The organism is Tissierellales bacterium (assembly GCA_025210965.1).
Taxonomy (GTDB): domain Bacteria; phylum Bacillota; class Clostridia; order Tissierellales; family JAOAQY01; genus JAOAQY01.
The window spans coordinates 1-23,597 of sequence record JAOAQY010000170.1 but is presented as its reverse complement, the minus strand read 5'-3'; the positions used below and the strand labels follow the sequence as shown (position 1 = coordinate 23,597).

Genomic DNA, 23,597 nt, shown 5'->3' with positions numbered 1-23,597 from the left:
TCTTCCATGTGATTTTATTCTCATTTTTATCTCAGATATTTTTTCTTCGTCTATAGACATATCCATGAGTTCATTGTAGGTCTTGAAAAATATTTCTAATCCCACTTTTATAACTATAAGTGACACCACCGCCCCTGCGATTGGGTCAGCTGCGGCAAATCCAAATCTAGCACCAACTACTCCAATAAGAGCTCCTATAGATGAAAGTGCATCTGATCTATGATGCCATGCATCTGCTATAAGTGCATCACTCTTTATTGCCTTTCCCTTTCTATAACTTAGCTGAAACTGCATTTCCTTTATTATTATAGATAGTATGGCAACGTATACAGCCCATATACTAGGGACACCTTCTGTTCCTGCTATAAGGCTCTTTATTGCTCCATATCCTATATTTAATCCCACCGCTATCAGTATGATAGAGAGTAAAAATGTAGCTATTGATTCTGCTTTTTCATGTCCATAAGGATGCTCTTTATCTTCTGGTTTAGCTGCTACGTGTAGCCCAAATATGAGTCCAATAGAACTAGCCACATCTGTCAATGTATGTATACCATCTGCTAGTATTGCCTGTGATGATCCTATTATCCCCACACCTATTTTAAGTACAGTAAGTACAAAATTTAATAATATACTAAGCCAAAGTACTTTTTTCCCTTCTTCGTATCTTTCCATTTTCTTCTCCTTTTTGATATATCTATGCATCGGTTTTTCAAATACTTGTTTTTGATTAGCTCTATTTGTATTATATCCATTTAATCGCATATGTAAATGCTTTTGAACAAAATAACATTGGTCTTCATTTTCACTTGATTATAATTCTCGTATTCATGATACCCTTCTTTATTGTTGTTTTTCAAAAAAAAACTGCATTTGTAAATTGGGTTAAAACATAAGCCATGTCAGTCTCAGCTTCTAATACATGAGTATTAATTAATAGAATTTTTTAGCATAGTTTTTCTTGAATTCTTATACGGTCATAGGGTATACTATAGATAAGATTCTATATTTAAGAATTTTTGATTTTTTAAGAATTTAAAGGAGGAATTCCCATGTTTACAAAAGATACAACAATCGGTCAATTACTTAGAGAACAACCAGAAAAAGCAGCTGTTTTAATGCAGTTTGGTATGGGTTGTGTAGGTTGTCCATCAGCTCAAATGGAGACTCTTGCTGAAGCTGCAATAGTTCACGGTATGGATATCGAAGAATTATTAGCTGCTCTTAATGCATAGTCCTAGATAGAAAATAGCGTTTAAACCCTTAGATTTTGATATCTAAGGGTTTTTATTTTAATTTTTCAAATAAGTTACCTTAGGGTGGTGCCAGGCACCACCCTAAGGTAACTTATTTGCTCAAAAAAAGCCGTTATCTCACAATTTTATGCGAGATAACGGCTTTGGTAGTTTAATTTTAGTGTTCTGAAATATAAGCCCACTTGTACTCTTCTTCAAGAGCAACAGGGAATCTGTAAATGTCATGAACGTATGGTTTATCAATAACGTTTCTTGCTGGGTAGTAGATCATGATAATAGGCTCGTCTTCTGCTAATAATAACTCTGCATCAAGCATAGCTTGGATTCTTTCGTCACCAACTGTAGTTTGAGCTTTGTCTATTAATGCATCGTACTCAGCATTTGACCAATAAACTCTGTTATAAGGTCCATCAGTTACCCACATTTCAGCAAATGTCATAGCATCGTTATAGTCTCCAGACCATCCTGAGAAACTGATTGCGTAGTCGCCTTTTCTCTCTTTATCAAGTCTTACTTTAAATGTTGTAGATTCGATAGAGATTTCAACGCCAAGAGCTTGTTTCCACATTTGTTGGATAGCTTGTGCTATTTTCTTAGCAGCATCTGAATCCCCAGTTAAATAGTTTACGTTTGCTTCGAAATCTTCTTTAGTTTTTCCTAATTCTGCTAATCCTGCTTCAAATAATTCTGCTGCTTTTGCAATTGCTTCTTGTCCTGTACCTGCATCCACTGGATCTTTAAGTGGAGATTGTGATCTGAAATCGCCACCTTCTGATTTCTTTCCTGGCATACCGTAAGGTACTAAACCTGGTGCAATTCTAGCTCCGTTATTGTGAAGAATACCTTCAACAAAACCTTTTCTGTTAAGTGCCATTGAAAGCGCTTTTCTAATATTTTTGTTTGCCATGAATTCATTTTGCATATTACATTGTAAATACCAGTTTCCTGCTAATGTAAATGATTTGAATCCTTCAGCATCTCTGTACTTAGGTAAGAATTCTGAAGAAACCAACATAGCATCTAATTCATTAGTTTCAAATAAGTTTACTGGTGTATTTTTGTCACCGATCATGTCAGCTTCAATTCTAGCAAGCTTAACTGTTTCAGCATCCCAGTAGTTTTCATTTTTCTCAAGAGCTAAGTTTTGCTCGTGATTCCACTCTACTAACTTAAATGGTCCATTGAATACCATGTTGTCAATGCTTGCACCATAAGCATCTCCCGATTTCTCGATAGCTTCTTTTTTAAGTGGGAAATAAGTTGGTCTTGCTGTTAAACTTGGGAAATATGCAGTTGGTCTTGCAAGCTTAACTTCTAATGTCTTTTCATCGATAGCTTTAATTGCTACATCATCAGCTGAACCTTCGCCTTTGTTGTAAGCTTCTGCGCCTTCAATATAGTATAAGAAGAATGCATATTGTGAAGCTGTGTTTGGATCTAATACTCTCTTCCAAGAATACTCGAAATCTTCAGCTGTTACTGCTGAACCATCGCTCCATTTTGCATCTCTCAATTTAAATGTGTATGTTAATAAGTCTTCTGATAGCTCCCAGCTCTCTGCGATTCCTGAACCTGGGTTAGCTTCTCCGTCTTTGTTAATTCTAACTAAACCATCGTAGCATGAATTAAGTACCTTTGTTGATACTGTATCTGTAGATGTTCCTGGATCTAAACTTGGTGGCTCAGAACTTAAATTGATTCTTAAAAGCTGCTCTGCAGCAAGTTTATTTCCACCCTCATCACTATTTGGAACCTCCGCTGTTACTTCTGTTTTTTCTGCATCGCTATTAGTTGGCTCTGTTGGTGTGCTGCCGCCACACGCTGATAAAAACATAGTCGATACCATAGCTGCTGCTAACAAGATCGATGTGATCTTCTTTTTCATGTAAACCCCTCCCTCAAATTAATGAAAATCTCGAAACAGCTTATACCGATTTTTTCACATGGTTTTTAAGCTGATGAAATTTTTCTTTGCATTGTATTGTGTTTCGGAAACGAAATTGCGTCTTTTTCGTCATCTCCTACTTTATAGACACCCTACCCATGCAAAAAGTTTATTTTTGTTCTATTAAGGTTTCGTCATATTATAATCGCATTTATTACATAGTCGTAATCTTCGTTTTGTGTGCTAGTTAATTCAACACTTACACGACTTCAGTATTGTTCTTAGCGTATCAAAAAAACTCAAAAAAAATAGCAAGGTTCAAAAATTTATTTGAACCTTGCATATGAACTTCTAATTGTGCTGATTATTTACCTTCTATAGCTTTGTCGATTTTCTCTTTATCAAAACCAACAATTTCTTCGTCTCCGATAATTAAAACTGGCACTCCCATGTATCCTTTCGCCATGAGTTCTTTTCTCGCTTCCATATCCGTTCCTACATTTTTTTCTTCATAAGCAATTCCCTTTTCTGTTAGGTACTGCTTAGCTGTAGTACAATGTGGGCAAGTGTTGCTTGAGTATACAATAACTTTATCCATGTTATAAACCTCCCTTGAGTTCTTTAAGTTGAGTCCATTATACCCTAAGGGGGTATGCGTGTCAAGTCTAATCTAATATCTTATTCAATCTTTCTTCATCAAATCCTATAAGTTCTTCTCCATCTATTATGATAACTGGCACTCCCATATATCCTTTCGCCATGAGTTCTTTTCTCGCGCTAGGGTCCGTACTAACGTTCTTCTCTTCAAACGGAATATTTTTATGTTTAAAATAGTCCTTCGCCGATATACAATATGGACAAGTACTAGATGTGAATATAGTTATATTTTTCATTCTTTCGCCTCCTCGAGTTGTTTCATTAAATTTACTTATTCGACTAATTTATACCCGAGAATATTTTTTTAAATCTATCGTTTAGCTATTTTTTATAGCCCAAAAAGCATCTGCTAAATTTGCAAATTCTAATAAACTAAGAGTCTCTCCTCTTCTTTTCGCATCTATATCTGCATTTTCAAGAGCTTCTCTTACTAGGTCTTTTCCAAGGCTCATCCCACCAGCTAATGCATTTAAGAGTGTCTTTCTTCTCATTCCAAATGCAGCTTTTACAACCGCAAAAAACAAAGCTTCATCTTTCACTTTAACTGGTTTTTCATCGTATAAGTCCAAACATATAACCGCTGAATCAACCTTTGGCGCTGGCATGAATAATTCTTTTCCAACTATACTCACTATTTTAGGATTAGAATAGTATTGAACTGCAACAGAAAGTGCTCCATATGCCTTAGTACCTGGTTTTGCCTGCATTCTCTCAGCAACTTCCTTTTGAACCATAACAGTAACTTTGTCCAAATCTATACCTGACTCCAAAAACATCATTACTATAGGTGATGTTATATAATAAGGTAAATTTGCAGCAACTTTAATTTTTTTGCCTTCGAACTCTCTTTTAACCAGTTCATGTAGATCGATTTTGAGTATATCTCCCTCAATCAAAGTGAAATTATCATACCCCTGAAGTGTGCAATAAAGTACCTCTCTAAGCCTTTTGTCGATTTCTACAGAAACCACCTTACCAGCGCTTTCACAAAGTGCCTGTGTAAGTGTTCCAAAACCTGGGCCTATTTCAAGCACATAGTCGTCTTTTGTTATCTCAGAACCCTCCACTATTTCATCTAGTACTGTATCACTTATCAAGAAATTTTGCCCAAGTCCTTTAGAAAATCTAAAGTCAAAAGCCTCCATTACTTCTCTTATCCCCTGAGGCGATGTTAATTTACTCATTTATTCCCAACCTTTCTATTGCCTCTTCAAACTCACTACGACTGACACCATAGTGATTGAGACGTTTTAAAAACTGCTTTGCATTTCCATATCCTATTCCCAACATTTTACCAAGTTTATCTCTATCTAATTGAGCCTTTTGACTACCTACTAGCCCGTATTTGTACAAATCACTCATATTAAATTCTTTTCTATCATCTGTCTCTTCTCTTACCGACTCTAATGCTGCACGTATCGCTTCTGGACTAGCATTTTCAATACCAATATTGTCGTCTTTTGTAGCTAGTTCTCTAGGTAAAAATGCATGCTTACAACCCTTTACCTTTGCTGACAATTTCTTTCGAATAGTTTCCCCTGCATAATCAGGATCTGTAAAAATTATTACCCCTCTTCGCTTTTGCGCTTCTCTCACTCTATCGATCAAATCCTTTGGAAAACCAAATCCGTGAGTTATTATCAATTCTGCATCTACTGCACGCTTTACAGCAGCAACGTCATCTTTGCCTTCTACAACAATTATCTCTTTAATCAACTATTTCACCTTCTTTTACTAACATATAACTGAAACTCCCAACACCTAAAGAAGTGGGCTTTCCGCACGGAGTTATAAAACAACTATATTCCAAACAATCTCTTAGCATTTTCCGTAGTAATTTCTGCCAATTTTTCGGGCGACATTCCCCTTAAATTTGCTATATAATTCGCTGTATGTCTCACATATGCCGGATTATTTCGCTTGCCTCTATTTGGCTCTGGTGTCAGATAAGGACCATCTGTTTCAACCAACAAATACTCTAAATCTATATTTTCAGCAACTTCCTTTGGTTTTTTAGCATTCTTAAATGTAACAACTCCTCCAAGTCCTATGAAAAATCCCATTTTGATATACTCATTTGCCATCTCTAGACTTCCTGAAAACGAGTGAATCACACCTCTAAGATTGCCATCTGCAGCTTCCCTTGCAATTATTTCAAATGTATCTTGATGCGCTTCTCTATCATGAACTATAATAGGAATGTTTAATTCTTTTGCAAGTTTTACCTGCTTTTCAAACCACTTCTTTTGCACTTTTCTTGGTGAAAAATCATAGTGGTAATCAAGTCCAATTTCTCCTATCGCAACTACTTTTCCTTCACCTGCTAATCGTTTGAGTTCATCAAACCTTGATTCATCCTCTTCTAACTCATTTGCATCGTGTGGATGTACTCCTACCGCTGCATAGATGATATCGTTGTCTCTAGCAAGTCTTATAGATTTTTTTGATGATTCCATATTGCAACCTGGATTTATAACATAATCTATTCCCGCATCTTTTAATGATTCTATGACTTGTGCTCTATCTTCGTCGTACTTTTCACTATCTAAGTGACAATGTGTATCTATATACATCTTTTTCTTCTCCTTATTGATTCCTGTTTTTACCGTGTTTTCTAAGGTATTTTTCAACCTCTTTTTTGTCTTCTTCTCCAACTTCCATATACTTAGCAAGCTTTTTCTCTATGCCCATATCTCTGATGTATTCTAGTCTGACAAAATAATGATTTCCCTTACGATTTTTTTCCCAAGTAGCTGATTTGAACTCTTCCCAGCTTATAAAATCTTGATACATCTGAATTCCATTCTCACAAATTCTAAGTCCATGAGTATTCTTAAAACTCAAATCTACAACCCATACAAACCAAAATACATACAATAGTAAATATTCGTTGTATTGCTTTTGAATAATTGCCATTGCAAAAATAAATACCCACATAACACTCAATGTTACAGTAATTATTCCCATAATCTTTCTAGGATGTTTTGCCTTGTACAAAAGCTCTCCCACTTTTGATCTAGTCATCATGTAACGAATAGCATTTTTACCTACTGTAACGATTATAATAGCTGCCAATATGGCAAATGCATACATCATATCTTTTGCTCATCCTTTCACTTAGTCCATGCAGACTAATTTAAATTTTGTCACATCTGAAAAAGCCCCTTCAATCTGCTTTTCTTCTAAATTAAGATTAACAGATTAAAGGGGTTTTTGCAATAAAAACGACTAGCTAATTGCTGCTCCGCTCTCTATATCTTCAAGTGTCGATGCAAGTGTAAATCCTTCTTCATCACTTGCAGCTAATATCATACCATGTGACTCTATTCCTCTAAGTTTTATAGGCTTAAGATTCGCAACAAGTACAACTTTTTTTCCAACTAAATCTTCTGGTTTGTAGTGCTTAGCTATACCTGATACTACCTGTCTAGTTTCTGGCCCAACTTTAAGCTGCAATACTAAAAGCTTATCTGCCTTTGGATGTTTTTTCGCTTCTACAACTTCCGCAACTCTAAGTTCCATTTTGTCAAAATCATCTATTGTGATCTCTTCTTTGTGGTCAAGTTTTTTCACTTTTCCATTTCTCTCTTCATTTAATGCTGAGTTTACTTCATCTATTCTATCAATTTCCTCTTTGACATCTAATCTAGGGAACATTACTGCACCTTTAGTTACCTTTACTCCGCCTTTTAAAACTCCCCATTTAGACAAGTTTTCCCAATTAGATAATTCTCCCTCTTCTATGCTGAATTGTTCCCAAATAGCATTAGAAGTCTTCTCCATAAATGGTCTTATAAGAACAGATATTATTCTGATAGACTCTGATAAATTATAGAGTACTGTATCTAATTTGCCTTTGTTTGCTTCGTCTTTAGCTAGTAGCCAAGGTTCAGTCTCATCTATATATTTATTTGTTCTGCTAATAGCTCTCCAAATTTCTTCCAACGCCTCACTGAAATTCAAGTGGTTCATTTTTTCTTCCATCTTAGCTGGTACAGCAGTTACTAATTCTGCTAGCGAATCATCAAAATCAGTTTTCACATCTGCATTTGGAAGTATTCCATCATTGTACTTAACTACCATAGCTGCCGTTCTACTAACTAAGTTTCCTAAGTCATTTGCTAGGTCAGAATTAAGTCTGCCAATAAACTTCTCTTTAGTAAATGACCCGTCTGAACCGAATGAGAACTCTCTAAGCAAGAAGTATTTAAGTGCATCTACACCATAAAGCTCTATAAGTGGCTCTGGATACATCACATTACCCTTAGACTTACTCATTTTGTCATTGTCAAAAAGAATCCAGCCATGTCCGAATACTTTCTTTGGAAGTGGAAGGTCTAATGCCATCAAAAATGCTGGCCAAATCAAAGTGTGGAATCTAACTATTTCTTTACCAACTAAGTGAACATCTGCTGGCCAATACTCCTTGAATTTACCATCGTCATCTGATGTATATCCAAGTGCTGTGATATAGTTACATAGTGCATCTAACCAAACGTATACAACATGTTTTGGATCAAATGGTACTTGTACGCCCCAGCTAAATGAAGTTCTAGATACGCACAAATCTTCAAGCCCTGGCTTCAAAAAGTTGTTTATCATTTCATTAGCTCTAGATGCTGGCTCTAAAAATTCTGGATTGTTTTGAAGTAAATCTAAAAGTCTATCCTGGTATTTTGAGAGTTTAAAGAAGTAAGCCTCTTCTTCTGCCCACTCAACTGGTCTACCACAATCAGGACATTTTCCATCTACTAGTTGTGTATCTCTCCAAAATGCTTCACATGGCGTACAATAGTGACCTTCATATTTTCCCTTGTATATATCTCCTTGATTGTACATTCTCTCAAATATTTTTTTCACTGCTTCTTCGTGATAGTCATCTGTAGTTCTAATGTAGATACTGTGGCTAATCTCCATTGTGTCCCATAATTTGTGGATATCTGCAACTATACCATCTACATATTCCTTTGGAGTTACTCCCTTTTCATTTGCTACTGTTTCTATTTTTTGACCGTGCTCATCACTACCTGTCAAAAACTCCACATCGTAGCCCATAACTCTTTTAAATCTAGCTAGTGCATCTGCTGCAACTGTTGTATAGGTATGTCCTATATGTAGATTGCCACTTGGATAATAAAGCGGTGTTGTTACATAAAATTTCTTTTTTTCACTCATTTGAAATCCTCCTATTTGACTTTTATATTTTATAAGTTCATATATTTTTGGCATAAAAAAACTCCGCCCTCTAATCAATAGAGGCGAAGATAGTCGCGTTACCACTCTAATTTTGTATAAAATTCACACTTTATACCTCGGTAGGTTTCATTCAAAACCTTGCTTTTATAACGGTTGCTGCCGTCTTGACCTACTTCATTTCAATCAAGCTGTTCAGGGGCCATCTTCAATCTATTCTCATGTCGCCAGCTTCCACCTACTCCAGCTCTCTTCTCACACATCCTAGATTTACTCTTCCCATCAATACATTTATATTTCTTTGAATGTTTTGATTATATACGAGAGCTGTAATTTTGTCAATCTTGATTTCTAGGTTGCTTTTAGTCTCATAAGATGTTACACTTAGATTGAAAATTTAATAAATTTTGAGAAGTTTTTCTTTTCAATTTTTCAAGCTAGGGGGGTCGCATACTGGGCGGCTGAGATAAAGAACTCCATTCTTTGACCCTTAACCTGATCTGGATCATGCCAGCGTAGGGAAGTTGTACTATTTGTGTTTTTTCGCGCAATTCCTTATTTGGGGATTGCGCTTTTTATTTTTAAATTGCATCTTCGAATAAAGAACTAAAACACAGTCGTCTGGTAGATTCAATCACAATATAAATCTAGGAGGCGATTTTTTTATGAATATCCGCAAATTAACACTATCTTCTATATTCATTGCGATGGGCACTCTACTTGGCCATCTCATTGTAATTCCGATTGGCGTTTCGCGCTGTTTCCCATTACAACACACTTTAAATATTTTGTCTGCCGTTTTTCTAGGCCCAATCTATGCTGTTTTAAATGCATTTATGATCTCTCTTTTGAGAAATTTTATGGGCACAGGATCATTGCTTGCTTTTCCGGGAAGTATGATAGGTGCACTTCTGGCTGGAATTTTGTACTCCAAATTCAAAAGGCAAGAGCTTGCCTGTATTGGCGAACTTATAGGCACTGGACTTTTGGGAGGATTGTTGGCATTTCCCATTGCTAAATTGTTCATGGGTAGTTCTGCGGGTGCATTTTTCTTTGTAGTACCATTTTTCATAAGTACGCTAGGAGGTTCTCTAATAGCATTTATAATGATGAGAAGCTCTGCTTTTGTCAAACAACTAAGAAGTAGCAACTCAAGTGTATAGATCTAGTGACAAAATGGAAGAATACTGCGGCGTACTCGGTATATTTTCCAAAAACAACATGGATTTAAAACCACTTTTATACGATGGACTACAATCTCTCCAGCATAGAGGTCAAGAAGGTGCTGGAATCGTTTGGTCTGATAACAGAGGTCTTAAAAGCAGTCACAGACTAGGTTTATGTTCTAATCTTTTTTCGTCAGACTTTAATATATCAGGTAATATTTCAATAGGTCATCTACGCTATAGCACTTCACCTAATCTAAATAAAAGTGCTCTAGGTCCACTGCTCTCTAGTTCGAATAAATTTGCACTCGCTCACAATGGGCATCTGAAAGTTAGCACACTAGGTGATGTAGATACTCTTGAGGCCGTCCGTATACTCGAGCATTACGACTCTAATAATTGGGCAAATGCATTTAGATCTTTTGATTCTGAGCTAGATGGCAGTTATGCTTTTGTATTTATGACCAGCGATAGATTGATTGGTATGCGCGATCCTAGAGGTATAAGACCTCTAGTTCTTGGATCTATAAATGATTCTATCTGGATACTCGCTTCTGAAAGCTGCGCCATAGAATCTATGGGCGGAAAATTTATTAGAATGATAGAACCAGGAGAAATAGTAGAAATAAATTCACATGGCTTAAAAAGTTATAAATCGTCAAACACAAAAATAGACGAAGAACTTTGTGCTTTTGAGTATATATATTTTTCAAGAGCTGACAGCATCATTAATAATAAATGCGTACACGAATTTCGATTCAATTCTGGAATTGAATTGTCGAGAAAATTTAATTTTCCAGATGCTGATATCGTAATTGGCGCTCCTGATTCTGGTATACCTGCTGCAATGGGTTATGCTAGTGGCTCTAAATTTCCATTTGTAGATGGTTTTATCAAAAATCACTATATGGGCAGAACATTTATAGAACCTGAATCCAATATTAGAAAGAAAAGGCTAAAACTAAAATTAAATGTTCTTAAATACAATGTTTCAAACAAAAATGTAGTACTTGTTGATGATTCTCTTGTGAGAGGAAATACCTCTAAATACATGATTGAATCTTTGAAATCATGTGGCGCTAAAAATGTATATTTTCTATTGGCATCGCCACCGATAACTTCACCTTGTTATCTTGGTATAGATACTAAAACTCATGATGAGCTGCTAGCTTATAACAAATCACTAGATGAGATAAAAATTTCTCTAGGTGCTGATGCTCTTGGGTTTTTAGATATAAATGATTTAAATAATATTGCTGGTTCTAATCAGCTTTGTAAAAAATGTTTTAATTCAAATTTTAAGGGGGATTTAATGATGAGAAATTACACAACTCAAATGGATGCTGCTAAAAAAGGTATCGTGACTTTAGAAATGCAAAAAGTAGCTAAAAAAGAAGGTATCGATGAAAATATTTTAATGGAGAGAATTGCCAAAGGAACTATTGCTCTTCCAGCTAATATTCATCACTCTAATCTCGAACCAGAAGCCGTAGGTGAAGGTCTTAGAACTAAGATAAATGTCAATCTTGGAATATCTAAAGACGCATACGATATAGATGCTGAACTTGAAAAAGCTCAAAAAGCTATAGAATTAAAAGCTGAAGCTATAATGGATCTTAGTAATTATGGTAAGACTGAAGAATTTAGAAAGAGATTAGTAGATATGAGCCCTGCTATGATTGGTACAGTTCCTGTATACGACGCTCTAGGTTTTTATGAAAAAGAACTTAAAGATATAAAATCAGAGGATTTCTTGAAAGTAGTTGAGAAACATGCTCTAGATGGAGTTGATTTTGTTACTATACACGTAGGTATGAACAAGAAAACAGCGCAGAGATTTAAAGACAATCCAAGACTCACAAACATTGTATCTAGAGGTGGATCTCTTATGTTTGCATGGATGCTATTGCACGATGCTGAAAATCCATTCTATGAATATTACGATGAGTTATTAGATATTTGTGCAGCCCATGATGTAACTCTTAGTTTAGGTGATGCTTGTAGACCAGGTTGTATTGCAGACTCAACTGACGCTAGTCAAATAGAAGAACTTATAACTCTTGGCGAATTAACTAAGCGTGCTTGGGAGAAAAATGTTCAAGTAATAATTGAGGGACCAGGTCATATGAAACTTGATGAAGTAAAAATGAATATGGCTCTTGAAAAGAAACTTTGCCACGGTGCACCTTTTTATGTATTAGGACCTATCGTAACTGATGTAGCTCCAGGATACGATCATATTACAGGAGCTATCGGTGGTGCTATTGCAGCAGCCTCTGGTGCTGATTTCCTCTGCTATGTAACACCTGCTGAGCATTTACGTCTGCCAACAATTGATGACATGAAAGAAGGTATAATGGCTTCAAAAATTGCTGCCCACGCTGGTGATTTATGCAAGAAAACTCCAAACGCAGATCTATGGGACTATGAAATGAGTGAGGCAAGAAAAAATTTGGATTGGAATAAAATGTTTGAACTAGCTCTTGATCCAGAAAAAGCAAAAGAATACAGAGCTTCTTCTATACCTGAAGACGAAAATTCTTGCTCTATGTGTGGTAAAATGTGCCCTATGAGAAATATCAAAAAGGTTTTAAATGGAGAAGATGTAGGGATACTCTAACATAGCTTACAAATGTATCTGAAACTCCAACGGGATTCTCTGGTATTATAACTGTAAAAGCAATATTTAATAAAACAATTAACAAAATAGTTATCAAAAGCTAGTATTGCATTTGAAGTAAAAATGCTAACTAATATATGAAAAAACTCGGCCTAAAGGCCGAGTTTTAATTTTCCCTTTTAAGTTTAGGCATCTCAATCTTCACTTATAATACCCATAACTTTTCACTTGTTTTTTACTTTTCTTTTTTAATTGCTTTCATACAAGCAGGGCAGATATTTTTCCCTTTAAATTGGGAAACATTCTTGGCCTGTCCGCAGAATATACAAGCTGGTGCATATTTCTTTAGAATAATTTGCTCTCCGTCTACATAAATTTCTAAAGAATCTTTTTCTGCAATCTCCAGTGTTCTCCTCAATTCAATCGGAATTACGACACGTCCTAATTCGTCTACTTTTCTTACTATACCCGTTGACTTCATGAATCCACCTCCTATAGATAGTGCTTCCAAAGCCTTGATCGTACTCATACTGCTCAAAGCAGGAAAGTTCCGTCATTTTCTAGAAATTATCCCCTTCTCTCTAAAAAAATCCCCTAATAATGAAATAATTTCCTTTAATTGAAATGGCTAGTAGAATTATACCCGATTGAATTCGATAAAAACATTTTTTTGATATTTTTATAAATTTTTTTCGATTTTTTATAAATCTAAAACTTCCTGATAAACTTCGTTCTTGGATAGACTTCTAGATTTAGCGACCTTTTTTATGGCTTCTTTTTTCGAAATACCACTCTCCATATGATATTTTACTGCTTCTACTATTGAAAGATCATCTACAGGATTTTTCTCTTCATATACTTCACTTGTTCCCTCTAGCACTATTACATACTCCCCGCGAGGGTCTATTTCATCGTAATACTCAATTGCCGTTTTTAATGTCAGACGCAATTTTTCTTCATATGTTTTAGTAAGTTCCCTACAAAGTGTTATATTTCTATCTCCAAAAACTTTGTATACCTCTTTCAAGAACGTCTTCAATCTATGAGGTGCTTCGTAAAATATGAGCGTTCTCTGCTCTTTTTTCAAAAACTCAAGTCTTTCTTTTCTCTCTTGCTTTTTCTTTGGCAAAAAACCTTCAAATACAAATCTTCTAGTTGGAAGTCCTGATACTATAAGCGCTAATACCGATGCCGATGCTCCTGGAAGACCTACAACTTCTATTCCAGCTTCTATGGCAAGTGCGATTAAATCCTCTCCAGGGTCAGATATCCCTGGCATACCAGCATCAGAAACCTGCGCTATATTTACACCACTTAACAATTTATCTATTAATACTGGACCTTTTTCTATTTTGTTGTGTTCGTGATAACTAAAAAGCGGTTTTTTTATCTCGAAATGATTCAAAAGCTTAAGTGTATGTCTAGTATCTTCCGCAGCTATTAAATCTACTGATTTTAATGTATTTATCGTTCTAATTGTGATATCCTCTAGATTTCCAATTGGTGTCGGACAAATATAAAGTGTTCCTATTTCCACTATTTTTCCCTCGCTTCCCAAAGTTCACCATAAATTTCGTGAATCTCTTTTGTATAATTTCCATCTTGATCATAAACATAAAGTGGCTCTTGAATCTTTAATTCAGAAGCTCCTTTTTTTATAGCTTTTATAAGCATTAGATTAGGTTGTTTTCCTAGTTTTGGATGTATAAATTGTATAGTCTTTGGCTCTAAATCGTATTTTCTCATAAGAATAAGCATATCGACCAGTCTAAGTGGTCTATGAACCATGAAAAACTTTCCACTAGTATTTAAAAGTTCCGAGGCTACTCTGATGACATCCTCTAAGTCGCACAATATCTCATGACGCGATATGGCCTTTTGATCATCTGGATTTACTATACCTTTTCCAGCAGGCATATATGGCGGATTCGTAGTTACAACATCAAATCCTGCCTTTCCTAGTTTTTCTGGGGCCTCTTTTAAATTCATTTGAGCTATTTTTATTACATCTTCCGCTTCATTCAATTGAACACTTCGTCTCGCCATATCCGCTACGTCACTTTGAACTTCTACTCCTATAATTTCCTTAGGATTTCTCTTTCCATATATAATAGCTGGTACTATTCCTGTTCCTGTTCCTAAATCCACCACTCTAGCACCTTTTTTTACCTCAGCATAATTTGCCAACAACACCGCATCTATTCCAAAACAAAACCAGTTTGGATTCTGGATTAATTTCAATCCCTTTAGCTGTAAATCATCAACTCTCTCATAATCACGACATAAATCCGTCATCTAACTACCCCACTTTCAAAATTCTATGTACTCTTAATTATATATGAAATTTCAAACAAAAAAAAGAACTGTTAGGTATTCCCAACAGTTCCCCAAATTCTAAAATTATTCTGGTTGTGGAGCGTCAACTGGACATACACCAGCACATGCGCCGCAATCTACACAAGCGCCACCGTCAATAACGTATTGACCTTCGCCCTCAGTAATTGCTCCTACTGGACATTCTGCTTCACAAGCACCACAGCTGATACATGCATCTGAAATTTTGTAAGCCATTCAAGCCACCTCCTTCAATCTTATCTTGACATAATAATACCACTATTGAGATGAGATTGAAAGAGTTTTTAATGAAAAAATAATACCTATCAATCAATAATATTTATCACTTTTCACTGTTATCTTGATTTTTAGAATCCCTTTTCTTTTTCACAAATGGCTTTTTATCTTGCTTCTTTGCATTTGGTTTATTTTGTGCATTTTGATCTTTTTCATTGGTTTTCTTATTTATTTTCTTTTTGTAATAATTTTTCTTTTTATTTTCAGAGCTTTTTCGGTTATCACCGTCATTATCTTTCTTAGCTACATTTTTCTTATCTTTATCGCCTCTAGGTTTAGCATTATTTCTCTGATTTCTATTGTTGTTATTCTTGCGTCTTGGCTTTTCCTTTTTTTGTGGAGCAAACTCTTTATCAAGTTCTTTTAAAAGTTTTTTCTCCTCTTCACTCACTGGCTCTTCCTTTGCATCTGCATTTACAAGTACACTCGCATCCTTTAAATCTGCCATCATTTCTTCTTTTCTAGATGCACAGCAGGATTCTTTTTTCAGCTCACTAGCATTTAATGTCATTACCTGCATTATGTCATCTTCATTTCTAACTCTTACTTTCACTTTTTGAGTAAGTACATTTACATCAATTACCATACCTTCTCCAAATTCTGTTTGAACTCTCTGTCCTTGTTTTGGAAGGCATTTTTTACACTCTTTATAAGTCTCTTCTTCGTAATTTAAGCAGCACATCAATCTGCCGCATACTCCGGAAATTTTAGATGGATTGAGAGACAATCCTTGCTGTTTAGCCATTTTAATAGATACTGGTGCAAAATCTCCCAAAAATGTACTACAGCAAAGTGGTCTACCACAACTGCCGTACCCACCAATCATTTTTGCCTCATCTCTAACTCCAATCTGTCTTAGCTCTATTCTAGTTCTAAATACAGATGCTAGGTCTTTAACTAGTTCTCTAAAGTCAACTCTACCATCAGCGGTAAAATAGAATATAACCTTATTGTTGTCAAACGTGTACTCCACATCAATCAATTTCATGTCTAATTCATGGTGTTCTATCTTTTCTAGGCAAACTTCAAATGCTTCCTTAGCTTTTTGCTTATTCTCTAAATGATGTGCTCTATCTTCATCTGTAGCTATTCTTATAACTTCCTTAAGAGGCGCAACTATATCCTCTTCGCTTATTTCCTTACGTCCAACCATTACGTGTCCAAATTCTACACCTCTAGCCGTTTCCACTATAGCATCTTCACCGGCTTTTATATCAAACTCTTTTGGGTCAAAATAATATATTTTCCCAGCCTTTTTAAAACGAATTCCTACTACTGTACTCATTTTTACACCTCCTGCATGGTTAAAAGCAATTGATCTATTGCTGCTGTATAGTTTATATTGTATTTTAAATCTTTGTCGAGAGCTTCTATAGCATCGATAATTTTGAACAAACCATCTCTGCTTACCCTTTGTGACTGTTTGTATAGAATTTCTTTATAATCTGAATTTATAATCTGATCTACCGTACCTGTCATTTTTACTATTAGCAAATCTCTAAAATAAATTCTAAACAATTCTATTATATCATTAATTTCTGATTTTTTGTCTTGAAGCTCATTACTCATCTTTAAAACCATCAAGAGTGTTCCACCTAGAACCTCATCTATCAAATTTAATATATGTGCTCTTCGATCTTCAAATGAGTCATCTGTTGCAAATAGAACTGCCTTTCCTATTATTCCATTGGAATATGAGCTCAAGAGTCTAGCCCTACTTACCTCTATTTTATATTTTTCAACCAAATACTCTTCTATATCGCTCTGCTCTATAGGGTAAAATGCTATCTCCTGACATCTTGATAAAATAGTTGGCAATAACCTTTGTGCATTTGTTGCAACCATAAATATAACAACGTATTCTGGTGGTTCTTCTAGTGTCTTCAAAAATGTATTCTGAGCCTGTATTGTCATATTATCAGCTGACTCTAAAATAAATACCTTCTTGTCGCCAAATGGTCTCACGCTCATTTCCTTTTGAATTAAATCAATCTGCTCCCTCTTAAACCTACTTCCATCTGGAACATGCTCAAAAAAATCAGGGTGATTTCCACTATCAAATTGCATACAACTATCACAACTCCCACATGGCTCTGTATCACTATTTTCACACAATAGCACTTTAGCCAAATATCTAGCCGTCAATTTCTTTCCCAAACCAGCTGGTCCCTTAAACAAATATCCATGTGACAACTTTTTGCTCCCTATCATATCAATAAAATGATTGATTAAAGTCTCATGACCAACAATTCTATTCTCCATCTCTTATCTCCCAACTGTAACTTCTCAGCTTTTTACTTCTAATTTTGTTCTCTTCTCTTTGCATATCTCACTTCTTTTCAGTTTTCACATCTTTATAATTATCTCTTTGTACTATATCACATTCAAATTGCTCTTCTATATCTTCTTAAATTGCTCTACATCAATTACAAAAATAGTAGCTCCACCTATTGTGACCTCTATCGGATATGGAACATAAGCTCCATTTGGCCAAGGTGTTCCAGTGTTTGCTGTAGTCATTTTTGTCCTTGATTTGCAATTTTCTTCGATTATAGCTAATACATCATCAACTTTTTCCTTCGGAGTTCCAATTATGAGCGTCGTATTTCCAGCTTTCAAAAACCCTCCCGTTGTTGCTAATTTAGTTACACCAAATTTATTTTCACCAAGTGCTTCAACTAGCTTAACTGCATCTTCGTCTTGAACTATTGCCACAACTAATTTCATAAAAACGCCTCCTCTTTTTATTTAGTAGTTAGTCTTTAGTAGTTAGTCTTTAGTAGTTAGTCTTTAATCACTAAATACCAATACTACCCTCTATTTAAAGATAATTTTCCAACACTTTTTTTACGCTTTCAAATACAGTCTCTATATCTTCTCGCGAATCAATGATTTGAACATTCTGATCGTATTTAGCAAAAACCTCTTCATAACCCTTGTAAATAGATCTGTGAAATTCTTCTCCTGCTCTTTCAAGTCTGTCAAGTTCGCCACGTCCTTCTAACCTCTTACACGCAGTTTCATAATCAATATCAAAATATAATATCAAATCTGGAAGATATCCTGAAAGTGCAAAGTCATTTATCTCTTTTACTCTTTCTACCCCAAGTCCTCTAGCAAATCCCTGATAAACTAAACTTGAATGAACAAATCTATCGCAAATAACTACCTTTCCCTGCTCTAACGCAGGTCGTATTTTTTCTACATAATGCTGCGCTCTACTAGCCGCATACAGCAGTGCCTCTGTTTCTTTGGCCATATTTTCATTTATTGGATCTAATACGAGAGATCTTATCTTTTCGCTTATTTCCGTGCCGCCTGGTTCCCTAGTCATTATTATTTCTTTGTTGTTTTCTTCTAAGTATCTTCGTAGCATCTCTATTTGCGTTGTTTTTCCGCAAGCATCTGGACCCTCTATTACTATAAATAATCCTCCCACATTCCTACATCCTCTCTATTATTATGTCAATATATCCGTCATCTACTCCGAGTATTTCATGACCTGCTTCTATCAAATGCTCTATACAGCAAATCACCTCGTCATCTATTAACTCTCCAGGTACCACTATTGGAGTTCCTGGAGGATAGGGTATAACAAAATTTGCAGCAATTTCTCCGCTAGCTTTTTTTAGTCTGACATTTTTGCAAGCTGCGCTAAATGCTTCCGCCACAGTCATTTTAACCTCTGGTCTTACATTGCAGGCAATATTTTTTATAACACTATGTTCCGGTCTATCCTTGCATATCTTCTCCACTATTTCATAAAATCTTTCTAAATCACTAATTGTATCTGCTACAGTTAATATCAACACTACGCATTTAAAATCAGCCATTTCGACTTGTATCTTATAGTTATTCCTAAGTATTTTCTCCAATTCGTATCCTGAATATCCTTCTACACTTATTAATAATTTAGTGAAATCCTTTGTGTTTTCTATATTTTTATTCGTGCTTTTTATATTATATATTTCGCACCCATCTATTTTCTGCAATCTTTCTGACAAGCTATCAATCTTGTCCCCTAGTATCTCTAACAATTCTGCTCCATCATCTCTCATAAACTCAAATGCATATTCCATTGAGTTCATTAGCAAATACGACGGGCTTGTCGTTTGAAATGTAAACAATTTCTTTTCCAATTTCTTATGATCTATTTTATCTGTATTTAAATGCAAAACAGCAGTTTGTGTAAGCGCTGGAAGTGTTTTGTGATAGCTCTGTACTACTAAGTCTGCATTTGAATCAAGTGCTGATTTTATATTTTCTTGCTCATAAAATGGTAAGTGTGCGCCGTGCGCTTCGTCTATTATGACATATAAACCTGCTTCATGTGCTAGCTTTACTATCTCGTCTAAATTTTGACCAAATCCATAATAGTTTGGATGTGTCAATATCAATGCTTTAGCTTCAATATTGCTTTTTATGGCTGACGATATTTCCTCAACATCTACACCCATTGGTACTCTCCAATTAGAATCTATTTTGGGATATACATACGTAGTTTTTAAATCCAATAACCCTATAGCATTGTATATAGACTTATGCGCATCTCTCTGGACTATAACTTTATCACCTCTATCGCAAACAGTAGATATAGCAGCCATCAGCGCCCCTGTGCTTCCATTTACAGAAATATATGTTCTTTTTGTTTTATAAAACCCTGTCATTTCATCCATAAAGAGCTTAATTGCGCCTTCGGGATGCATTAGGTTGTCCGTGCCATCAACTTCGGTTACATCGTATTTTAAAGCGTTTTCCAGTGGCTCCCAAGCAAACGCTGCTTTATGACCTGGCATATGATACCTTTTTTCTACTTCATTTGAATAAGCATCTAAACTTTTTTCTATATAATTATTCTTCATGGTATATGCTCCTATTTATCTTGTATCTACCATTTGAATATCTTTTATCTTCAAGTATTCCTCTGAGTCTTTCGCTTGGCTTAAATACAAATGACAATACCTTATCTTCTCTATTAAATTTACAAATATATGCTTTTTTATACTCTCTATCACTCATGAATTTATATGTATAGAGTGTTTCACCTTCTGCTCTTGCTTCCATATATGATTTTATTTCTATGATTTCATCTATATTTATCTTTAACATTTTTTTGCTTCTTTTACCTATCTTTTTTTCTATGACAAATTCATCTTCTATTAGATTGTAAACATAGTGCGAAAAACCACTTAGCATAATTATTATATACAATATTCCAAATATCGCTAATATAGCAATCGCTACTGGGTGTCTAAATTCTTCTATCAATACATTGGTTTCAGTTATAAGCACATTCATAATTATGACATATATAAACGTCCAAAATATTATAAACCAAAGTGGTTTGGTTTTTTTTACCTCGTATTCTACTAAACGTCTTAACATATTTTTTCTCCTTCTATCTTTCGTATAAACTATTTCCCTTAGCATCAATTGCAACTATTGTAGGAAAATCCTTTACTTTTAGTCTCCTAACTGCCTCAGCACCTAAATCCTCATAAGCTATGAGCTCAGCCTCTACTATAGTGTGCTTTATAAGAGCTCCTGCTCCTCCAACTGCTGCTAAATATAAAGCTTTATTCTTTATCATTGAATCTATAACTATTTGACTTCTAAGTCCCTTTCCTATCATTATTTGAAGCCCTTCATCTAATAACTTTGGAGTATAGTCATCCATTCTATAACTCGTTGTAGGGCCACAAGATCCTATTACTTCTCCTGGTTTAGCTGGACAAGGCCCTACATAATATATGCTTGCCTTATCTAAATCAAACGGCAATTCTTCGCCGCTGTCTAATGATTCAACCATTCTCTTGTGCGCTGCGTCTCGTCCTGTATATATTATTCCGCTTAAATACAATCTATCTCCTGGCATTAATTTTTCTATAAATTCATCACTTAGTGGTAGTGTTTCATAATAATCTGCCATATCCAAGTCTCCTTACAATATTATTTTCCCATGTCTAGCCGCATGGCAATTTATATTTACTGCTATGGGTAATCCCGCTATATGCGTTGGATATGTTTCGATATGAACTGCCAAAGCTGTGGTTTTACCTCCTAGCCCTTGTGGACCAATGTCTAAATCATTTATATCTGACAAAAGTTCTTTTTCAACTTCAGCCCATCTATCATTTTCAGATGGAGTATTTATCTCTCTAAGTAGTGCTCTCTTAGCTATTTCACAAGCTTTTTCCATAGTTCCACCTATGCCAACTCCGACAACTATAGGTGGGCATGGATTAGGACCTGCATTTTTAACTGTCTCTATAACAAAATTTCTAACTCCTTCTAATCCATCAGATGGCTTGAGCATTTTTAAAGCACCCATATTCTCACTTCCAAATCCTTTAGGCGCAAATTCAATAGTCAATTTATCTCCAGCTTCGGTTTTTATATGTATTATAGCGGGAGTATTGTCATTTGTATTTATTCTATCAATTGGGTCTTTTACTATTGATTTTCTAAGATATCCTTCACCATATCCTCTTCTGACACCTTCATTTATAGCTTCTTCTAATGTCATACCTTCAATGATCACTTCTTGTCCTAATGTGACAAAGAACACTGCCATTCCAGTGTCTTGGCAAATTGGGTCACTGTTTTTCTTAGCTAAATCAGCATTTTCAAGTAATTGTCCCAATATAGATTTTCCTACTTCCGATGTCTCTTCTCCCAAACATTCTTTTAATCTTCCATATGTTGTATCTGGCAATTTGGTATTTACATCTATGCATAGTTTTTTTACAGCTTGAACAATCAATTCACTATTTATCTTCCTCATTTTTCGCTCCTTTAAAAGACTTATCTTTTTGAAATAATCCTTATTTTTTCTCTATTTTCTTCTGGACTTCGATTTATAAATTCAAGTTCTTTTTTTGTTTCTTTTCGCTGTTTTAAAATATCTAACAATCCATATGCTGCTAAAAATAAAAAACTTACCAAAACTGCTATTGCAATAATGTAATTCATACAAAATCCCCTCGCTTTATAAATCATTTGTTTACTTCAATATTGTATCACAATATTAAAGTATTTTAAAAGCCATCCCAAAAGGAATGGCTTTTAATTGAGGCTAACTTAATATACTAGCTTGACTTTCATAAATAGGGCCGTCCTCTTCTGTCTCAGTCTCAACTTTCATTTCTTTTACATCTGAAAGTGATGCGACTACGCGATCTGCGTCATCTAAAACTTCTATATTTTCATCTTTAAAAAGTTCTAGGTCTGAAACATGAATTGTATCTCCCATTTTTAATGATTTGACATCGATGTGAATCGAATGTTCTGGAATATGCCTTGGCATACATTGAATTTCTATTTCATCCAATGGATGTGCCATAACAGCTGTAGATCCTTGAAGAATATCCATATGATCAAATTTAATTGGAATAGCTAATTTGATTTTTTCATTCTCCTCAAGACGCTGAAAATCAACATGTAGTACATCTTCTGAAATTGGATGATATTGTACTTCTTTTACAATAGATTGTATTCTTTCATCTCCCAATTTAATTCCTACAATGCTAGATTCTCCACTTCTGTGCAAATACTTAACAAATTCCTTATTGTCTACGCTTATGTTTTGTGTTTCTTTGTTGTGTCCATAGACTACTGCTGGAATTAAACCTTTTCTCCTCAATTTTGATGCTTGAGTCTTACCTATCTCTAGTCGGTTTTCGGCGCTTAAAGTTCTTGTTGCTGCCATTTGAATTCCCCCTCTATAGTTATGGTATACATTGAAACTTCGAGTTTAACCTCAATTGTAGAAGGCACTAGTACTATGCCGCCTTCACTAAGGTAAATTTTACCCTATTTTTCCTATTTTAAACAAAAATAAAAATCATATCAAATAAATGCATTTTTTACTTTGACCAGTTTTCCTCAAGTTCAGATGTGGTATTTTTCAAAAATGCTTTAATCTCTAAAATTAAATTATTTGGCGTCGCTATAAATTCAAGCCCAGCTTTACAAGTTCCACCTAAATACCTTACCCAAACCACTTTACCCATCAATTGATATGGCATGTGATAAAATGTATAGTGAAAGCTTAGTACTTGACCAACTTTTAGGGGATAGTGCGTAAGTATCCCCATTCCACCTATAGATAAATCCTTAACAACAAATGCAAAAGGTGATTTCAAATCATATCTTTTTTCATTTTCAAATAAATGATAGCAATTTATTTT

General features: G+C 35.0%; 26 protein-coding genes, 2 pseudogenes, 1 riboswitch and 1 other annotated feature. Of the genes and pseudogenes, 4 read left to right on the top strand and 24 right to left on the bottom strand.

Annotated elements, in window-relative coordinates:
• Positions 1–675, bottom strand: a 675-nt coding sequence (locus tag N4A40_12185) for a cation diffusion facilitator family transporter (GenBank protein MCT4662612.1), incomplete at its 3' end; no start/stop codon positions are given.
• 377 nt (positions 676–1,052) lie between these two features.
• On the opposite strand from N4A40_12185, the gene N4A40_12180 reads away from it, so the two are divergent.
• Positions 1,053–1,235, top strand: coding sequence for a DUF1858 domain-containing protein (locus N4A40_12180; GenBank protein ID MCT4662611.1), 183 nt, complete (start codon positions 1,053–1,055; stop codon positions 1,233–1,235).
• 178 nt (positions 1,236–1,413) lie between these two features.
• On the opposite strand, the gene N4A40_12175 is transcribed toward N4A40_12180, so the two are convergent.
• The 8 genes from N4A40_12175 to metG form a co-directional block, all read right to left on the bottom strand.
• On the bottom strand, positions 1,414–3,141 hold the full coding sequence (locus N4A40_12175) for a peptide ABC transporter substrate-binding protein (protein ID MCT4662610.1): 1,728 nt from the start codon (positions 3,139–3,141) through the stop codon (positions 1,414–1,416).
• A gap of 364 nt (positions 3,142–3,505) precedes the next feature.
• Positions 3,506–3,739 (bottom strand): glutaredoxin family protein, encoded by a 234-nt coding sequence (locus N4A40_12170; protein MCT4662609.1) that lies wholly within the window; start codon positions 3,737–3,739, stop codon positions 3,506–3,508.
• A gap of 67 nt (positions 3,740–3,806) precedes the next feature.
• The gene (locus N4A40_12165; GenBank protein MCT4662608.1) at positions 3,807–4,034 is read right to left on the bottom strand and encodes a glutaredoxin family protein; all 228 of its coding nucleotides are present in this window, start codon (positions 4,032–4,034) and stop codon (positions 3,807–3,809) included.
• An 81-nt stretch (positions 4,035–4,115) separates the two neighbouring features.
• Positions 4,116–4,982, bottom strand: coding sequence for a 16S rRNA (adenine(1518)-N(6)/adenine(1519)-N(6))-dimethyltransferase RsmA (gene rsmA, locus N4A40_12160; GenBank protein ID MCT4662607.1), 867 nt, complete (start codon positions 4,980–4,982; stop codon positions 4,116–4,118).
• Complete coding sequence (rnmV, locus tag N4A40_12155) at positions 4,975–5,514, bottom strand: ribonuclease M5 (protein MCT4662606.1); 540 nt, start codon at positions 5,512–5,514, stop codon at positions 4,975–4,977. Before rnmV ends, rsmA begins: the two co-directional genes overlap by 8 nt.
• Before the next feature lie 83 nt (positions 5,515–5,597).
• Positions 5,598–6,371, bottom strand: coding sequence for a TatD family hydrolase (locus N4A40_12150; protein MCT4662605.1), 774 nt, complete (start codon positions 6,369–6,371; stop codon positions 5,598–5,600).
• A gap of 13 nt (positions 6,372–6,384) precedes the next feature.
• Positions 6,385–6,894: a hypothetical protein gene (locus N4A40_12145; protein MCT4662604.1), complete on the bottom strand. Its 510-nt coding sequence runs from the start codon at positions 6,892–6,894 to the stop codon at positions 6,385–6,387.
• Between the two features lie 132 nt (positions 6,895–7,026).
• Positions 7,027–8,973, bottom strand: coding sequence for a methionine--tRNA ligase (gene metG, locus N4A40_12140; GenBank protein MCT4662603.1), 1,947 nt, complete (start codon positions 8,971–8,973; stop codon positions 7,027–7,029).
• A 76-nt stretch (positions 8,974–9,049) separates the two neighbouring features.
• Positions 9,050–9,286 (bottom strand) — a binding site (T-box leader).
• Positions 9,287–9,420: 134 nt separating this feature from the next.
• A riboswitch (TPP riboswitch) is annotated at positions 9,421–9,530 on the top strand.
• 126 nt (positions 9,531–9,656) lie between these two features.
• Here metG and thiW point away from each other — a divergent pair.
• The 3 genes and pseudogenes from thiW to thiC all read left to right on the top strand — a co-directional run bounded on the left by thiW (position 9,657) and on the right by thiC (position 12,777).
• On the top strand, positions 9,657–10,154 hold the full coding sequence (gene thiW / locus N4A40_12135) for an energy coupling factor transporter S component ThiW (GenBank protein MCT4662602.1): 498 nt from the start codon (positions 9,657–9,659) through the stop codon (positions 10,152–10,154).
• 13 nt (positions 10,155–10,167) lie between these two features.
• Positions 10,168–11,445: pseudogene (gene purF, locus N4A40_12130) on the top strand (amidophosphoribosyltransferase).
• Between the two features lie 27 nt (positions 11,446–11,472).
• Positions 11,473–12,777 carry a phosphomethylpyrimidine synthase ThiC gene (gene thiC / locus N4A40_12125; GenBank protein ID MCT4662601.1) on the top strand — a complete coding sequence of 435 codons (1,305 nt, stop codon included), beginning with the start codon at positions 11,473–11,475 and terminating at the stop codon, positions 12,775–12,777.
• 235 nt (positions 12,778–13,012) lie between these two features.
• Here thiC and N4A40_12120 read toward each other — a convergent pair whose 3' ends face one another.
• The 15 genes and pseudogenes from N4A40_12120 to N4A40_12050 all read right to left on the bottom strand — a co-directional run.
• Positions 13,013–13,258, bottom strand: coding sequence for an AbrB/MazE/SpoVT family DNA-binding domain-containing protein (locus N4A40_12120; protein MCT4662600.1), 246 nt, complete (start codon positions 13,256–13,258; stop codon positions 13,013–13,015).
• A gap of 219 nt (positions 13,259–13,477) precedes the next feature.
• Positions 13,478–14,314 (bottom strand): 16S rRNA (cytidine(1402)-2'-O)-methyltransferase, encoded by an 837-nt coding sequence (gene rsmI, locus N4A40_12115; GenBank protein ID MCT4662599.1) that lies wholly within the window; start codon positions 14,312–14,314, stop codon positions 13,478–13,480.
• Positions 14,314–15,072, bottom strand: a complete 759-nt coding sequence (locus N4A40_12110) for a tRNA1(Val) (adenine(37)-N6)-methyltransferase (protein ID MCT4662598.1) — start codon at positions 15,070–15,072, stop codon at positions 14,314–14,316. Before N4A40_12110 ends, rsmI begins: the two co-directional genes overlap by 1 nt.
• Before the next feature lie 105 nt (positions 15,073–15,177).
• Complete coding sequence (locus N4A40_12105; GenBank protein ID MCT4662597.1) at positions 15,178–15,348, bottom strand: 4Fe-4S binding protein; 171 nt, start codon at positions 15,346–15,348, stop codon at positions 15,178–15,180.
• A 586-nt stretch (positions 15,349–15,934) separates the two neighbouring features.
• Positions 15,935–16,693, bottom strand: a pseudogene (locus N4A40_12100) (stage 0 sporulation family protein).
• 2 nt (positions 16,694–16,695) lie between these two features.
• Positions 16,696–17,670 carry a DNA polymerase III subunit delta' gene (gene holB / locus N4A40_12095; GenBank protein MCT4662596.1) on the bottom strand — a complete coding sequence of 325 codons (975 nt, stop codon included), beginning with the start codon at positions 17,668–17,670 and terminating at the stop codon, positions 16,696–16,698.
• 135 nt (positions 17,671–17,805) lie between these two features.
• The gene (locus tag N4A40_12090; protein MCT4662595.1) at positions 17,806–18,135 is read right to left on the bottom strand and encodes a cyclic-di-AMP receptor; all 330 of its coding nucleotides are present in this window, start codon (positions 18,133–18,135) and stop codon (positions 17,806–17,808) included.
• Positions 18,136–18,229: 94 nt separating this feature from the next.
• Positions 18,230–18,847: a dTMP kinase gene (tmk, locus tag N4A40_12085; GenBank protein ID MCT4662594.1), complete on the bottom strand. Its 618-nt coding sequence runs from the start codon at positions 18,845–18,847 to the stop codon at positions 18,230–18,232.
• Between the two features lie 4 nt (positions 18,848–18,851).
• A complete protein-coding gene (locus N4A40_12080; protein MCT4662593.1) occupies positions 18,852–20,270 on the bottom strand; it encodes an aminotransferase class I/II-fold pyridoxal phosphate-dependent enzyme in 1,419 nt (472 codons plus the stop codon).
• The gene (locus tag N4A40_12075) at positions 20,260–20,793 is read right to left on the bottom strand and encodes a hypothetical protein (GenBank protein ID MCT4662592.1); all 534 of its coding nucleotides are present in this window, start codon (positions 20,791–20,793) and stop codon (positions 20,260–20,262) included. Before N4A40_12075 ends, N4A40_12080 begins: the two co-directional genes overlap by 11 nt.
• 13 nt (positions 20,794–20,806) lie before the next feature.
• The gene (locus N4A40_12070) at positions 20,807–21,337 is read right to left on the bottom strand and encodes a Fe-S-containing hydro-lyase (GenBank protein MCT4662591.1); all 531 of its coding nucleotides are present in this window, start codon (positions 21,335–21,337) and stop codon (positions 20,807–20,809) included.
• A gap of 12 nt (positions 21,338–21,349) precedes the next feature.
• Positions 21,350–22,192 (bottom strand): fumarate hydratase, encoded by an 843-nt coding sequence (locus tag N4A40_12065; protein MCT4662590.1) that lies wholly within the window; start codon positions 22,190–22,192, stop codon positions 21,350–21,352.
• 20 nt (positions 22,193–22,212) lie between these two features.
• Positions 22,213–22,380 carry a hypothetical protein gene (locus N4A40_12060; protein ID MCT4662589.1) on the bottom strand — a complete coding sequence of 56 codons (168 nt, stop codon included), beginning with the start codon at positions 22,378–22,380 and terminating at the stop codon, positions 22,213–22,215.
• A 103-nt stretch (positions 22,381–22,483) separates the two neighbouring features.
• Positions 22,484–23,116, bottom strand: coding sequence for a 50S ribosomal protein L25 (locus N4A40_12055; protein ID MCT4662588.1), 633 nt, complete (start codon positions 23,114–23,116; stop codon positions 22,484–22,486).
• A gap of 157 nt (positions 23,117–23,273) precedes the next feature.
• On the bottom strand, positions 23,274–23,597 hold a 324-nt coding region (locus tag N4A40_12050), incomplete at its 5' end, for a PilZ domain-containing protein (protein MCT4662587.1).

Coding starts and splice junctions, on each gene's coding strand:
- N4A40_12180 (MCT4662611.1), top strand. CDS start 1,053: ATGTTTACAAAAGATACAACAATCGGTCAATTACTTAGAGAACAACCA.
- N4A40_12175 (MCT4662610.1), bottom strand. CDS start 3,141: ATGAAAAAGAAGATCACATCGATCTTGTTAGCAGCAGCTATGGTATCG.
- N4A40_12170 (MCT4662609.1), bottom strand. CDS start 3,739: ATGGATAAAGTTATTGTATACTCAAGCAACACTTGCCCACATTGTACT.
- N4A40_12165 (MCT4662608.1), bottom strand. CDS start 4,034: ATGAAAAATATAACTATATTCACATCTAGTACTTGTCCATATTGTATA.
- rsmA (MCT4662607.1), bottom strand. CDS start 4,982: ATGAGTAAATTAACATCGCCTCAGGGGATAAGAGAAGTAATGGAGGCT.
- N4A40_12150 (MCT4662605.1), bottom strand. CDS start 6,371: ATGTATATAGATACACATTGTCACTTAGATAGTGAAAAGTACGACGAA.
- N4A40_12145 (MCT4662604.1), bottom strand. CDS start 6,894: ATGATGTATGCATTTGCCATATTGGCAGCTATTATAATCGTTACAGTA.
- metG (MCT4662603.1), bottom strand. CDS start 8,973: ATGAGTGAAAAAAAGAAATTTTATGTAACAACACCGCTTTATTATCCA.
- thiW (MCT4662602.1), top strand. CDS start 9,657: ATGAATATCCGCAAATTAACACTATCTTCTATATTCATTGCGATGGGC.
- thiC (MCT4662601.1), top strand. CDS start 11,473: ATGAGAAATTACACAACTCAAATGGATGCTGCTAAAAAAGGTATCGTG.
- N4A40_12120 (MCT4662600.1), bottom strand. CDS start 13,258: ATGAAGTCAACGGGTATAGTAAGAAAAGTAGACGAATTAGGACGTGTC.
- N4A40_12110 (MCT4662598.1), bottom strand. CDS start 15,072: ATGACGGATTTATGTCGTGATTATGAGAGAGTTGATGATTTACAGCTA.
- N4A40_12105 (MCT4662597.1), bottom strand. CDS start 15,348: ATGGCTTACAAAATTTCAGATGCATGTATCAGCTGTGGTGCTTGTGAA.
- holB (MCT4662596.1), bottom strand. CDS start 17,670: ATGGAGAATAGAATTGTTGGTCATGAGACTTTAATCAATCATTTTATT.
- N4A40_12090 (MCT4662595.1), bottom strand. CDS start 18,135: ATGAAATTAGTTGTGGCAATAGTTCAAGACGAAGATGCAGTTAAGCTA.
- N4A40_12080 (MCT4662593.1), bottom strand. CDS start 20,270: ATGAAGAATAATTATATAGAAAAAAGTTTAGATGCTTATTCAAATGAA.
- N4A40_12075 (MCT4662592.1), bottom strand. CDS start 20,793: ATGTTAAGACGTTTAGTAGAATACGAGGTAAAAAAAACCAAACCACTT.
- N4A40_12070 (MCT4662591.1), bottom strand. CDS start 21,337: ATGGCAGATTATTATGAAACACTACCACTAAGTGATGAATTTATAGAA.
- N4A40_12065 (MCT4662590.1), bottom strand. CDS start 22,192: ATGAGGAAGATAAATAGTGAATTGATTGTTCAAGCTGTAAAAAAACTA.
- N4A40_12060 (MCT4662589.1), bottom strand. CDS start 22,380: ATGAATTACATTATTGCAATAGCAGTTTTGGTAAGTTTTTTATTTTTA.
- N4A40_12055 (MCT4662588.1), bottom strand. CDS start 23,116: ATGGCAGCAACAAGAACTTTAAGCGCCGAAAACCGACTAGAGATAGGT.